Origin of the sequence: Phycicoccus sp. HDW14 (assembly GCF_011383005.1) — a bacterium.
Classification (GTDB): Bacteria; Actinomycetota; Actinomycetes; order Actinomycetales; family Dermatophilaceae; genus Phycicoccus.
This window is the reverse complement of sequence record NZ_CP049935.1, coordinates 2,783,792-2,797,119: the sequence shown is the minus strand read 5'-3', so window position 1 is coordinate 2,797,119 and position 13,328 is coordinate 2,783,792. Positions and strand designations below refer to the sequence as shown.

The 13,328-nt window shown below is 75.2% G+C and carries 14 protein-coding genes and 1 pseudogene; all 15 read left to right on the top strand.

Annotation, left to right across the window (positions count from 1 at the left end):
* Nucleotides 1–57: 57 nt before the first annotated feature.
* The 15 genes and pseudogenes from fliD (at nucleotide 58) to G7075_RS13640 (ending at nucleotide 13,326) form a co-directional block, all read left to right on the top strand.
* Nucleotides 58–1,935, top strand: a complete 1,878-nt coding sequence (fliD, locus tag G7075_RS13705) for a flagellar filament capping protein FliD (RefSeq protein WP_166122594.1) — start codon at nucleotides 58–60, stop codon at nucleotides 1,933–1,935.
* A gap of 13 nt (nucleotides 1,936–1,948) precedes the next feature.
* A pseudogene (gene fliS / locus G7075_RS22905) lies at nucleotides 1,949–2,158 on the top strand (flagellar export chaperone FliS); the annotation flags it as partial.
* A gap of 8 nt (nucleotides 2,159–2,166) precedes the next feature.
* Complete coding sequence (locus G7075_RS22900; protein WP_371814243.1) at nucleotides 2,167–2,331, top strand: flagellar protein FliS; 165 nt, start codon at nucleotides 2,167–2,169, stop codon at nucleotides 2,329–2,331.
* 312 nt (nucleotides 2,332–2,643) lie between these two features.
* On the top strand, nucleotides 2,644–4,008 hold the full coding sequence (gene flgK, locus G7075_RS13695) for a flagellar hook-associated protein FlgK (protein WP_166122590.1): 1,365 nt from the start codon (nucleotides 2,644–2,646) through the stop codon (nucleotides 4,006–4,008).
* Between the two features lie 40 nt (nucleotides 4,009–4,048).
* Entirely contained in the window at nucleotides 4,049–4,948 is a 900-nt protein-coding gene (gene flgL, locus G7075_RS13690; RefSeq protein WP_166122588.1) for a flagellar hook-associated protein FlgL, read from the top strand.
* 177 nt (nucleotides 4,949–5,125) lie between these two features.
* Nucleotides 5,126–5,482, top strand: coding sequence for a flagellar basal body protein (locus G7075_RS13685; RefSeq protein WP_166122586.1), 357 nt, complete (start codon nucleotides 5,126–5,128; stop codon nucleotides 5,480–5,482).
* Nucleotides 5,482–5,874 carry a flagellar basal body rod protein FlgC gene (locus G7075_RS13680; RefSeq protein ID WP_166122584.1) on the top strand — a complete coding sequence of 131 codons (393 nt, stop codon included), beginning with the start codon at nucleotides 5,482–5,484 and terminating at the stop codon, nucleotides 5,872–5,874. The genes G7075_RS13685 and G7075_RS13680 overlap by 1 nt, the downstream gene beginning before the upstream one ends.
* Nucleotides 5,874–6,170 (top strand): flagellar hook-basal body complex protein FliE, encoded by a 297-nt coding sequence (gene fliE, locus G7075_RS13675; RefSeq protein WP_166122582.1) that lies wholly within the window; start codon nucleotides 5,874–5,876, stop codon nucleotides 6,168–6,170. The genes G7075_RS13680 and fliE overlap by 1 nt, the downstream gene beginning before the upstream one ends.
* Complete coding sequence (gene fliF, locus G7075_RS13670) at nucleotides 6,167–7,744, top strand: flagellar basal-body MS-ring/collar protein FliF (RefSeq protein ID WP_166122580.1); 1,578 nt, start codon at nucleotides 6,167–6,169, stop codon at nucleotides 7,742–7,744. The genes fliE and fliF overlap by 4 nt, the downstream gene beginning before the upstream one ends.
* Nucleotides 7,741–8,754: a flagellar motor switch protein FliG gene (gene fliG, locus G7075_RS13665; protein ID WP_166122578.1), complete on the top strand. Its 1,014-nt coding sequence runs from the start codon at nucleotides 7,741–7,743 to the stop codon at nucleotides 8,752–8,754. The genes fliF and fliG overlap by 4 nt, the downstream gene beginning before the upstream one ends.
* Nucleotides 8,738–9,400, top strand: coding sequence for a FliH/SctL family protein (locus G7075_RS13660; RefSeq protein ID WP_166122576.1), 663 nt, complete (start codon nucleotides 8,738–8,740; stop codon nucleotides 9,398–9,400). Before fliG ends, G7075_RS13660 begins: the two co-directional genes overlap by 17 nt.
* Complete coding sequence (locus tag G7075_RS13655) at nucleotides 9,397–10,698, top strand: FliI/YscN family ATPase (protein WP_166122574.1); 1,302 nt, start codon at nucleotides 9,397–9,399, stop codon at nucleotides 10,696–10,698. Before G7075_RS13660 ends, G7075_RS13655 begins: the two co-directional genes overlap by 4 nt.
* Entirely contained in the window at nucleotides 10,695–11,132 is a 438-nt protein-coding gene (locus G7075_RS13650; protein WP_166122572.1) for a hypothetical protein, read from the top strand. The genes G7075_RS13655 and G7075_RS13650 overlap by 4 nt, the downstream gene beginning before the upstream one ends.
* Complete coding sequence (locus tag G7075_RS13645; protein WP_166122570.1) at nucleotides 11,129–12,154, top strand: NlpC/P60 family protein; 1,026 nt, start codon at nucleotides 11,129–11,131, stop codon at nucleotides 12,152–12,154. The genes G7075_RS13650 and G7075_RS13645 overlap by 4 nt, the downstream gene beginning before the upstream one ends.
* Entirely contained in the window at nucleotides 12,154–13,326 is a 1,173-nt protein-coding gene (locus G7075_RS13640; RefSeq protein ID WP_166122568.1) for a flagellar hook-length control protein FliK, read from the top strand. The genes G7075_RS13645 and G7075_RS13640 overlap by 1 nt, the downstream gene beginning before the upstream one ends.
* Nucleotides 13,327–13,328: the final 2 nt, after the last annotated feature.

The following is a 13,328-nucleotide window of genomic DNA, read 5'->3' as shown; positions in this document are numbered from 1 at the left end:
GCGGGCCCGGGCGGACCGGCACCACCACCCTGACGAGGATCGGAAGGAGGAGGACCCATGTCGTCCATCGACGGACTGATCTCCGGGCTGGACACCACGTCCATCATCAGCTCGCTCATGACCCTGGAGCGGAAGTCGGGCTCGTACCTGAGCACCGGCAAGTCGCAGAGCCAGACGATGATCAGCACGCTGCAGTCGCTCAACTCGACGCTGTCGTCGCTGGGAACCGTGGCCAGGTCCTTCGTCACCGACCCGTTCACCAAGACCTCGGCGTGGTCCACGACCACCTCGAGCTCGTCCCAGCCGGGGCTCGCGTCCGTCGTCTCCGACGGCAGCGCGGCCCCCGGATCGGCGACGTTCACGGTCACGAGCGTCGCCACCGCCGGCGCCGCGGTCTCGAGAGGTACCGTCCCCTCCCTCTCGACCGCGGTGACCAGCGCCCCCGTCGTCCTCGGCAAGGGCCTCGGCGCGATCGGCGCCTCGGCGCTGCTCGCCGGCACGACCCTCGTCGCCGGTGCCCACGCCCTCACCGTCACCCAGGGCTCGGCCGGCGCCAGCCTGTCCGGAGCCCCCCTCGGCTCGACCGTGACGATCGACGCCGCGAGCACCCAGCTGGTCGTCGACACCGGCAGCGGCCCGACGACGATCACCCTCACCGGGGGCACCTACACCCCGACCCAGCTCGCCGCCGAGGTCACCCGCGCGTCCGGTGGCACCCTGCGCGCCAGCCTCGGCGACGACGGCGCGCTACGCCTGGCGACCACCCGCGAGGGGTCCGCCGCCACGCTGCGGCTTTGCGCCCCGAACGCCGCACTCGGCATCTCCGACACCGCGACCACCGCGACCGGCACCGATGCCGTCGTCACGCTCGACGGCGTGTCCACCACCCTCACCGACCTGTCCGCCGGGTCGAGCGTCACGCTCCCCGGGACCGGCACCAACCAGGTCGTCCTCTCGCTCGCCGGCGGGCTGCGGGCCGGCACCGCCACGGTCGCCGACCTCGGGCTGGCTGCCGGCTCGACCCTCGGCCAGGTCGCCTCGGCCGTCGGCTCCTCGGCCGTCGGCGCGACCGCCGCGACCGTGCAGGTCTCCTCGAACGCCTACCGGCTGCAGCTGACCTCGACGACGACGGGCGCCGACTCCGACCTCATGCTCTCGGGCGGCGCGTTCGGGTCCTCCGGTCTCGGCGACCTCGCCACGCTCCAGGCCGGGACCGACACCGTGCTGCGGGTGGGCACCGGCCCGGCCGCCTACGACGTGCGCTCCTCGACGACGAGCGTCACCGGGTTGCTCTCCGGCGTGACGATCACCGCCCTCAAGGCCGACCCGACCACGCCCGTCACGACGACGGTGTCCGGCGACACCGCGGCCGTGGCCGACAAGATGGCCGCCCTCGTCGCCGCCGCCAACCAGGCGCTGACGTTCATCTCGAGCCGGTCCGGCTACAACGCCGACACGAAGACGTCCGGTGCGCTGCTGGGCAACTCGATGACCCAGCTCGTCACCCGGCGGATCACCGACGCCTCCGTCGGCGGCGGGTCGGGCAGCACGAGCAGCCCCTCGGCCTACGGCGTCACGGTCGGTCGGGACGGGCAGCTGGCCTTCGACCGCGCCGCCTTCCTCGCCGCCTACGCCAAGGACCCGGCCGCCGTCCGCTCGACCCTGACGACGATGGCCTCCACCGTCGCCGACGTCGCGAAGGAGGCCTCGGACCCGCTCGACGGGTTCGTCACGAAGCAGGTCGGGACCGAGCAGGACCGGGTCCGCGACTACACGCAGCAGATCACCGCCTTCGAGGCCCGGATGACGATGCGCGAGAGCACCCTCAAGCGGCAGTACGCCGCCCTCGAGACCGCGCTCGGCACGCTGAGGTCGCAGAGCGACTGGCTGACGGCGCAGCTGAAGACCCTCCCATCCACCTCGAGCTCGGGCTGAGCGAGGAGACGACGTGACCACGACCGCGGCCCTGCGCCGGCTCTACACGAACGACTCCGTGACCACCGCGTCACCGGGGCAGCTCGTCGTCCTCCTCTACAACCGCCTCGTCAAGGACCTCAACCTCGCCCTCGTCGGTCTCGAGCGGCGCGACATCGAGGGCTCGCACCGGGCCCTGCGGCACGCCCAGGAGATCGTCGCCGAGCTGTCCTCGTCGCTCGACACCAGTGTCTGGCCCGAGGGGAGGGCCTGCTGGCCCTTTACGACTACGTCCAGGACCGCCTCGTCCACGCGAACGTCACGAAGTCGGCGGCCCTGGTCGCCGAGGCCATCGACCTGCTCGAGCCCCTGCGCGACGCCTTCACCCGCGCCGCGGCCACGGCGGAGGCGTCATGAGCAGCATCGACCACACCTGGGACGACGCCCTCGACGGCGTCGAGGCCGGCCTGGCGCGGGCCGAGGGGCTCGTGCGCGCCGGCACCCTCGACGAGCTCACCGACGTGCTCGGCGACCGGCCGGCGACGACCGGGCCGCTCCCGGCGCGCCTGGCCCCCGGGCCACCGCGGCCCTCGAGCGCACCCGTGCCCTCGAGGCCGTCGTCGCCGCCCGGCTCGCCGACGCGGCCCGGGCCATCGAGGCCGACCTGCATCGCCAGCGCCCCGCCGCCCGGACCCGCCAGTCGGCGGCCTACGTGGACGCGAGGGCCTGATGTCCTCCTCGTCCCTGAGCATCGGCCTCAGCGCCCTCCAGGCCGCCCAGCGCGGCCTCGAGCTCGCCGGCCAGAACATCAGCAACGTCAACACCCCCGGGTACACCCGCCAGCGCCTCGAGCAGGCGGCCCAGGCGAGCACCGCCGTCCCGTCGATGTTCGGCAGGTCCACGGCCACCGGTGAGGGCGTCGCCGTCATCGGCACCACCCGCATCCAGGACCAGCTCCTCGAGGTCCGGGCCCTGCAGAGCCGGGGGGCCGCGTCGGCCGCCACGTTCGTCGCCAACGGCCACTCGATGGTCGAGTCGGCGTTCGGCGAGCCGGGCGACACCGGCCTGCAGGCCGGCCTCTCCGAGTTCTGGAGCGCGTGGGGCGACCTGGCCACCGACCCCACGAGCAGCGCCGCCCGCACGAGCGTCCTCGAGCAGGGCGGACGGCTCGCGTCCTCGTTCCGCGAGCTCTCCGGACGCCTGTCGACCCAGTGGGGCGGCACCCGCGAGGCCCTCGACGCCTCGGTCGCCACGGCCAACCGGCTGACCTCGGACGTCGCCGACCTCAACGACGCCATCCGCGCCGCCAAGGTCGCCGGCGGCTCGACCGCCGAGCTCGAGGACCGCCGCGGCCAGCTGGTCAGCCAGCTCGGCGACGTCATCGGGGTCGTCGCCCAGCCGATGGACGACGGCACGATCACGCTCTCGGTCGGCGGCTCGGTGCTCGTCTCGGGCAACCACGTGAGCAGCCTCGCCGTCACCGGACCGGGCACCGGGCCGGGCACCGGCCCCGTGGCCGTCACCTTCGCCGCCGGCGGCACGCCGCTCACGGTGACCGGCGGCGAGGTGGGCGGGATGCTCACGACGCTCTCCGACATTATCCCCTCGGTGCTGACCCGCCTCGACGCGGTCGCCGCGGGGGTCGCCTCGACGGTCAACGCGCGCCAGGCCGCGGGCTACGACGCCACCGGCGCCCTCGGTGGCGCCTTCTTCAGCGGCACGACCGCCGCCTCGCTGCAGCTGGCCGGCCTCACGGCGGCCGGTGTCGCCGCCTCGTCGGCCCCGCCACCGGCGTCCGACGGCGCCAACGCCGACTCGATGGCCGCCTCCTCCGAGCTGGCCTCCGGGCCCGACTCGCTCTACCGCGACCTCGTCGTGTCGGTCGGGGTCCAGGTGCAGGGCGCCGGCCGCCGGGCCGACGTGCAGAGCGCGCTCGCGGGCCAGGCCGAGTCGGCGCGTCTCGGGGTCTCGAGCGTCAGCGTCGACGAGGAGATGGTCTCCCTGCTCGGCTACCAGCACGCCTACGAGGCCGCGGCGCGTTTCGTCAGTGTCGTCGACGAGACCCTCAACACGCTGATGGAGATGGCACGATGAGCGCGTCCACCGCCGCTCCGCCCGGTCCGGGAGGCTCGTGATGAACCGCGTCACGCCCAGCTCGCAGCGCCAGCAGGTCACCGCGTCGCTCCAGGCCAACCTCGCGCGGCTGCAGGCCACCCAGGACCAGATCAGCTCGGGGCGCCGCCTCGGCAAGCCCTCCGACTCCCCGACCGACACGGCCACCGCGATGTCCCTCCGTTCCGACCACCAGCGAGGCGAGCAGCTCGACCGCGCGATCGACGACGGGTCGGCGCGGCTCTCGACCGCGGACCAGGCCCTCATGCAGACCAACACCCTCCTGCTCCGCGTGCGCCAGCTGGCCGTCGCGGGCTCCAACGACACCAACACCGCGGCCGAGCGCTCGGCGATGGCGGCCGAGGTCGACCAGCTGCGCGCGAGCCTGCTCGACGTCGCGAACACCCGCTACCTCGGGCAGCCGGTGTTCGCCGGCACCCAGGACACCGAGAACGCCTACGACCCGAGCGGCGCCTACCTCGGCAACACGACCGCGCTCGAGCGTCGTGTCACGACCGGCCCGGACCGCGTCGCCGTGAGCATCACCGGTCCCGACACCTTCGGCACCCTCTTCGCCGACCCCGCCGCCGCCGGCGGGCTGGGCGTGCTCGCCCGGGTCAGCGACGCCCTGCGCACCGGGGACCGCACGAAGCTCGACCAGGCGATCAAGGACATCGACGCCGCCTCCGACACCGTGCGGACGAGCCAGAGCATCGTCGGGGCGCGCGCCTCGCGGCTGGAGTCGGTCAAGACGCTGGGGGCCGCGGCGACGACCCGGATGGAGACCCAGCTGGCCACCGTCGAGGGCATCGACCTCGCGAAGGCCCTGACCGACCTGAGCATCCAGCAGACGGCCTACCAGGCGGCCCTGTCGGCCACGGCGAAGGTCATCCAGCCGAGCATCCTCGACTTCCTGCGCTGACCCCGGCCCCCGGCCCACCCGGGGTCGTCCGTTCGGCCAGTCTCCGCAGAACCCCTCACGTCCGACCTCACCCCGCCGATGGGGAGGTCGGTCATGGATGGCCGTCAGCCGCCAGGGACGCGCGGCGCACTCGACACACCCCCCCGACGGGGACGTGTGCGGCCTTCCAGGAGAGCCATGATCGACCCGATCGGCGACAGCACCTTCCGCGTGCTGGGCCGCGCGCTCACCGGCCTGTCGGCGCGCCAGCGCACCATCGCGGACAACGTCGCGAACCTCCAGACCCCCGGCTTCAAGGCCGGTCGCATCGACTTCGAGTCCAGCCTCGCCTCGGCGTGGCAGGACGGCGGGGACCCCTCCTCGGTCGCCATCCGCACCACCCGCGACCCGTCGGCCGGCGGCCTCGACGGCAACAACGTCGACCTCGACCAGGAGACCCTGGCCGCCACCGAGACCGGCCTGAGCTACCAGCTCGGCGTCCAGGCGATGACCGACCGCTTCAAGGTCCTGCGCACCGCGATGGGTGGTGCGTGATGAGCATCTTCGGCGCCATCGACACCGCCGGCAGCAGCCTGACGCTGCACCGCACCTGGCTCGACGCGATCTCCGACAACATCGCCAACGTCAACACGGTCCGCCCGACGAGCCAGTCCGCCTTCCAGGCCCGCTACGTCGTCGCCCAGTCGCGCGGCAACGGCACCGGCGTCGACGTCGCCGGCATCGCGCTCGGCTCGGCCCAGGGCCGGATGGTCTCGGACCCGACCAACCCCCTCGCCGACGCGCAGGGCTACGTGCGCCTGCCCGACATCGACCTGTCCGACCAGATGAGCCAGCTGATCATGTCCCAGCGCGGCTACCAGGCAAACCTCGCGACGGTCGAGCGCGCCCAGGCCGCCTACCAGCAGGCCATCGGGCTGGGCCGCTGATGAGCATCTCCCCGATCGGCTCGCTCGGCGCCCTCCAGGGCGTCGGCCAGGCCGCCCGCCCCCAGGGACCGCAGGGCGCCGGCTTCGGCCAGGCCATGGCCAACGGGCTCGAGAAGCTCGACCAGCTCCAGAAGGTCAGCGACACCAAGGCCGTCCAGGCGGTCACCGGCCAGCTGACCGACGTGCACGACTACACCATCGCCGCCAACGAGGCCGCGGTCGCGACCCAGCTGACCGTCGCCGTCCGCAACAAGGCCGTCGAGGCCTTCACCGAGATCATGAGGATGCCCGTATGACCGGCCCGGACCCCAAGGCCCTGCTCGCGCGCGGCCAGCGGATGTTCACCGACCTGAACGGCGGCCAGCGGATGACCGCGGTCGTCGCGGTCCTCGCCGTCGTCGTCGGCGGGTTCTTCTTCGTCCGCTGGGTCTCGACGCCGGCCTACGCCCCGCTCTTCACCGGCCTGTCGGGGTCGGACGCCGCGGCCGTCACCTCCGCGCTGAGCGACGCCGGCGAGCCCTACCAGCTCTCCGACGGCGGCCAGACCGTCATGGTCCCGCAGGCCGACGTCTACGCCCAGCGGGTCAACCTCGCCGGCCAGGGCATCCCCGCCGGCGGCGAGGACGCGAGCGGGTACTCCCTCCTCGACCAGCAGAGCATGACGAGCAGCGACTTCCAGCAGAAGGTCACCTACCAGCGGGCCCTCGAGGGCGAGCTGGCCAAGACGGTCGGCGCCATCGACGGCATCCAGTCGGCCGTGGTCCACCTCGCGGTGCCGCAGGAGGACGTGTTCACCTCGGACGCCGCGAAGCCGACCGCCTCGGTGCTCGTGAAGACCGCTCCCGGCAAGGCCCTCTCGCAGCAGGCCGTCACCTCCATCGTCAACCTCGTCTCCGGGTCGGTGCCGAAGCTGGCCGCCGAGGACGTCACCGTCTCCGACGCGACCGGCGCGGTGCTCAGCGCCGCCGGCGGGGCGACCGGCACGGCCGGCGGCGACGCCCGGCAGAGCCAGCAGCGGGCGGTCTCCGACGCCGCGGCCGCCAAGCTCCAGGCGATGCTCGACAAGCTCGTCGGGCCGGGCAAGGCCGTCGTCACGGTCGACGCGACGCTGAACTTCGACGCGCAGACGACCGACAAGCAGACCTACCTCCCGACCAAGCCCGCGACGACGACCCAGATCCAGAAGTCGACCGAGAAGTACACCGGCGCCGGTGCCGGCGCGGGTGGCGTCCTCGGGTCCGGGACCGCCGGCACGACGGGCGGCAGCGGCAACTACTCCAAGACCGAGACCAGCCAGACCAACGCGCTCGGCACCCTCAAGGAGACCTCGACGAGCACCCCCGGCAAGGTCGAGCGGATGAGCGTCGCGGTCCTGCTCGACTCCGCGGCGGCCGCGCAGGTCAACAGCAACTCGGTGAGCCGGCTCGTCACCGCCGCCGCCGGCCTGGACCCCAAGCGCGGCGACGTCGTCGAGGTGACGGCCATGCCGTTCGACACCTCGGCCGCCGCGTCGGCCCAGAAGGAGCTCGCGGCCGCGGCCGCGGATGCCAAGCAGCAGAACATGATCGACCTCGCGAAGACCGGCGGCCTGGCCGTCCTCGTCCTCGCGGCCCTCGTCTTCGGGTTCCTCCGCAGCCGCCGCCGCAAGGGTGGTGACGAGCCCGAGGAGCTCGAGTACTACCGCGTGCCCGACGCCCCGGCCCCCGCCGACGCCGTGCTCGAGATGGCCGAGGCGCGCGGCCTGCCGATGCGTGAGCCCGAGCCGCAGCTCGCGACGGTCGGTGCCGCCTCGGTCGAGTCGATCGCCCGCGAGAACCCCGACGACGTGGCCCGGATGCTCCGCGGCTGGATCTCCGAGGGTGCCTCGTGAGCACCGGGACCGCGCTGAGCGGCCTGCGCAAGGCCGCCCTGCTCCTCATCCAGCTCGGCCCGGACCAGTCCGCGCCCGTGCTGCGCTCGCTGCGCCCGGAGGAGATCGAGGCCCTCATGGCCGAGGTCGCCGCGATGGACGTCGCCGACGAGGGCACCCGCGAGTCGGTGCTGCTCGAGTTCGAGGACATGGTGCGGGCCTCCCGCGTGCGCAACCGGGGTGGCTTCGACGTCGCCGAGGAGATGCTCGTCAAGGCCGAGCACGAGCAGTCGCGCGAGATCCTCGGGCGGCTCTCGACGGCCATCACGCACGCACCGTTCGCCACGCTGCGCCAGGTCGACGCCGGCCTGCTGCGGCCCTTCCTCGAGGACGAGCACCCCCAGACCATCGCCCTCGTGCTCGCCCACCTCACGAGCGAGCAGGCCGCCTTCGTCCTGTCCGGGCTCGGCGACGCGCTGCGGTCCGACGTCGCCCACCGCCTCGCCGTCATGGACCGGACCACCCCCGAGGTCGTGCGGGTCGTCGAGCAGCACCTGCGCGCCAGCCTCGCCGCGATGGGCGACGCCCGCGACCAGGTGAGCGTCGGCGGCCTCGACCCGCTCGTCGGCATCATCAGCCGCTCGCAGCGCGACACCGAGCGGGCCATCCTCCAGGGCATCGAGGACCGCGACCCCGCCCTCGCCGAGGACCTGCGCGCGAAGATGTTCGCCTTCTCCGACATCGTCGACCTCGACGACCGCACCGTGCAGGTCGTCCTGCGCACGGTCGACACCAAGGAGCTCGCGCTCGCCCTCAAGGGTGCCGCTCCGGCGGTGCGCGACAAGGTGTTCCGCAACATGTCCGAGCGTTCGGCCGCCTCCCTCCAGGAGGAGGTCGAGGTGCTCGGGCCGGTGCGGACCGCCCAGGTCGAGGAGGCCCGCTCGGCGGTCGTCAAGGGCATCCGCGCGCTCGAGGACTCCGGCGACATCATCATCTCGCGGGCGGGTGGCGGCGATGACCTCGTCACCTGACACCGCACCCGCGACGATGCTCCTGCGCGGCGGCTCCGAGGCCGTGCTGCCCGCGAGCTTCGGGCGCCAGCTGACCCCCGCGGGCACCGACGACGGCACCGGCATCCCCGCCGAGTGGCTCGCCGGCCGCGATGCCGGCCGGGAGGCCGGCCGCCGTGAGGCCGCCGCCGAGCAGGCCGCCTGGCTCGAGCGGGCCGAGGCGCGCGTCGCCGCCGAGCGCGACGAGCGGGCCCGGGCCTTCGCCACCGCCCTCGCCGCACTGGGCCGGGCCACCGACGACGTCGTCTCCGGGACCTCCGTGCGCGACGTCACCGACGCCGCTGCCCGGCTCGCCGTCGACATCGCCGAGGCCCTCGTCGGCCACCACCTCGAGGTCGACGGGTGCGCCGCGCGCGACGCCGTCGCCCGGGCGCTGACCGACGTCCCCCGGGGCAGCGCCGTCCTCGTGCGGGTCAACCCCGACGACGTCGCCCTCCTCGTCGAGGACGAGGACTCGCTCGGCGCCCTCGCGCCGACCGCGACCCTCGAGCTGGTCGCCGACCCCACCGTCGAGCGCGGCGGCTGCCTCGCCGACATCGGCGACCGCACCGTCGACGCCCGCCTCGGGTCCGCCCTCGCGCGGGTCCGGGAGGTGCTGGACCGATGAGCACCACCCTGCACGACGAGCTCGTCGCCGCGGCCCGCCCGCGCGTCACCGGCCGGGTCACCCGCGCCATCGGGGTCGGCCTCGAGGTCAGCGGCCTCGACGTCGCCGTCGGCGAGGCCGTGCGCGTCGTCGGCGAGCGCGGGACGATCCTCGCCGAGGTCGTCGCCCTCGACGACGGCTCGGCCCGGTGCATGCCGGTCGGTGAGTTGCGCGGCGTGCGCGTCGGCGACCGGGTCGAGGCCACCGGTGGGCCGCTGCGCGTCCCCGTCGGCGACGGCCTCGTGGGCCGCGTCGTCGACGCCCTCGGGCGCCCGATCGACGGCGGGCCGCCGCTCGTCGGCGTCTCGTGGGTCGGCTCGGACGGCACCCCGCCGCCGGCCATGACCCGCGAGCGCATCACCACCCAGCTCGGCCTGGGCATCCGCGCGATGGACACCCTCGTGCCGTGCGGCCGGGGCCAGCGGATGGGCATCTTCGCCGGCTCGGGCGTCGGCAAGTCGAGCCTGCTGTCGATGATCGTGCGCGGCACCGACGCCCCGGTCACCGTCCTCGCCCTCGTCGGCGAGCGTGGCCGCGAGGTGCGCGAGTTCGTCGAGCACGACCTCGGTCCGGAGGGCCTGGCCCGCGCCGTCGTCGTCGTCGCCACGTCCGACGAGCCGGCACTGGTGCGCCTGCACGCCGCCTCGACCGCCACCCGCATCGCCGAGTGGTTCCGCGACCAGGGCCGCGACGTCCTCCTCGCGATGGACAGCGTCACCCGCGTCGCGATGGCCCAGCGCGAGGTCGGCCTGGCGGCGGGCGAGCCCCCGACGACGCGCGGCTACCCGCCGTCGGTCTTCGGGGTGCTGCCCCGCCTGCTCGAGCGCGCCGGCACCGCCGAGCGCGGCAGCATCACCGGCCTGTACACCGTCCTCGTCGAGGGCGACGACATGAACGACCCGATCGCCGACGCCGTGCGCTCCATCCTCGACGGCCACGTGGTCCTCGACCGGCGGCTCGCGACGTCCGGGCACTACCCGTGCATCGACGTGCTCGAGTCCGTGTCGCGCGCCAACCGGGCGCTCACCGACCCGGCCCAGCGCGCCGCCGCCGGCACCCTGCGCAGCCTGCTCGCGGCCCGCCGCGACGCCAAGGACCTCGTCGAGATCGGCGCCTACGTCGCCGGCACGAACCCGCTGGTCGACCGGGCGCTGGCGCAGAGCGGGGCCATCGACGGCTTCCTGCGCCAGGACCTCGACGACGTCGCCGACGCCCGCGACAGCTGGTCCTCGCTCGCCGCCCTGGCCGGTGCCCTGTGAGCGCCCGCACCGACCGCCTCGCGACCGTGCTGCGCGTCCGGACCATCCAGGAGGAGCAGCGCCGCGGCGACCTCGCCCGCGCCGCCGCCGCCCAGGGCCGGGCCGCCGAGGCCGCCGCCGAGGCCGCCGCCCGCTACGGCGCCCGCGACGTCTGCGGCGTCGGGGTCCCGCTCGACACGGCGACCTTCCTCGCGACCCGGCAGGCCGAGACCCGCCGCGCCGACGGGGTGTCCGCGGCCGCCGGCGAGCACGCGCTCGCCGAGGGCGAGACCGAGCGCTCGCGCGCGCTGCTCGCCGAGGCCCGCACCCGGACCTCGGGCCTCGAGCGGGTGCTCGAGCGGGCCGCCGAGGAGCGTCGGCTCGAGCTGCTCGCCGCCGACCAGGCCGTGGCCGAGGAGTCCGGCCGGGCCAGGAAGGGGGAGGGGGAGCGATGAGCGTCGAGACCTCCGGCCCTGCCGCCCTCCTCGCCCGGATGGCCGCCATCCAGTCGACCATCGCCTCGGTGTCCGGCACCGCCACCCGTGCCGCCACCGGCTCGCCGACCGGCGCCACAGGCACCTCCTTCGACAGCGTCTACGGCTCCGCCCTCGAGGGCACCGGCGCCACCTCGGACAGCGGCCTGCTCGCGGGCGCAGGGGGGAGCGACGTCGGGTCGCGCGCCGTCGCGGCCGCCTCGCAGTACCTCGGCGTCCCCTACGTCTGGGGCGGCACGAACCCGCGGACCGGTCTCGACTGCTCCGGCCTCGTCCAGCGGGCCTACGCCGACGTGGGCGTCCACCTGCCGCGCGTCGCTGCCGACCAGGCCCGGATGGGGACCGCCGTGCCCGACCTCGCCCACGCCCAGCCGGGCGACCTGCTCGCCTTCAACTCGCCGGTGACGCACATCGCCATCTACCTCGGCGACGGCAAGATGATCGCCGCCCCGAAGGCCGGTGACGTCGTCAAGATCCAGGACGTCTACAAGACCCCGAGCGCCATCCGCCGGATCGGGGCGAGCGTCGAGACCGGGGTCTCCGCGCCGATCGGCGCCTCGGGGCTGACCGGTGTCTCCGGGCTCGCCGGGGCGTCTGCTTCCGGCGCACCGGCCGCACTCCAGAACCTCTTCGCCTCTGCCACAGCGCGGTACGGCCTCCCCCAGGGGCTGCTGGCCGCCGTCGCGAAGGCCGAGAGCGGCTTCGACACCGGCGCCGTCAGCCCGGCCGGCGCCCGCGGGCTCATGCAGCTGATGCCCGCCACGGCGCGCGGTCTCGGCGTCGACCCGATGGTCCCCGCCCAGGCCGTCGACGGTGCCGCCCGGATGCTCGCCCGCGACCTGCACCGGTTCGGCTCGGTCGGCCTCGCGGTCGCCGCCTACAACGCCGGGGCCGGTGCCGTGCAGCGCTACGGCGGCGTCCCGCCCTACACCGAGACCCAGCAGTACGTGCGCCGCGTGCTCGGGTCGATGGGAGCCAGCTGATGACCACCGCCGTCGTGCCCGCCGCCCCGCCGGCCGTCGCCGCCCCGGGTCGCCCGTCGCGCCCCGCCGGCTCCGGCGACGCCTTCGAGCAGGTCCTGCGCGCGCAGTCCGGACCCGACGCCACCGCGTCCGGTGACGGCACGTCCGACCCGGCCGGCGACGCGCCGACCGACACCGCGGACCGCCCGGCCGACGCCGCGCATCCGTCCGACCCGGGCACCGCCCAGGCGACCGACCCGACCGCCGCCCCGGCGACCGACCCCGCGCCGGTCCTGCCCGTGCCGCCCCTCGTGACCCCGCCCGCGACCGCCCCTGCCGCCGGCGCCCCCGGTGGTCAGGGGTCGTCGGACACGTCGGTCCCCGACGCTGCCGGCGCACCGGCAGGCATCGCCGCGCGCGAGCCGACGACGCCCGCACCGGCGCCGACGACCGGACGGCCCGCGCCCTCCGCGCCCGACAGCCCGGCGCCCGCCGGGAGTCCCGCGAACCCGGCCCAGGCCGGTCCGGTCCACGTCGCGCACGTGCCCCGGCCCGAGGGTGCCCCCACCGTCGTGGCCGCGCCGGGCGTCGGGACCGTCTCCGCCGAGACGGCTGCGGCACAGGCGAACCCGACGAACCCGGTGCCCCAGGCGGAGGGTCCCGCGACGCCAGCCACCCCGCTGCAGGCCGTCGCCCAGCCGCAGGCCGCCGCCCCGGCCGCCCCCGTCGCGCCCACCGCCCCGACGGCCCCGGCCGCCGCGCCGACCCCCCTTTTCACCCAGGTGGTCACGGCCGTCACGCCGCTGCTCACCGGCCCGGACGGCACCCACCAGCTCACCGTGCGCCTCGACCCCGAGGGCCTCGGCGCGGTCCACGTCCGCCTCAGCGTCTCGGGCGACGAGGTGCGGATGCACCTCGTGGCCGCCGACGCCGGCACCCGCGAGGCCCTGCGCGACGGGCTCGGCCAGCTGCGGACCCAGCTCGAGGACGTCGGCCTGCGGGCCACCCACCTCGACGTGGCCACCGGGGGAGAGCCCCGCCAGCAGCAGCCCGGCCCGGGCCCGGAGGAGCGTCAGCGCCTCGCGGTCCCGGCCGAGCGGTCCGGCTCCCGCCACGGACCCGCGCCGCCGGTCACCCCGGCGCCGCACCGCACGACCCACCGACCCGACACCCGACTCGACCTGAGGATGTGACC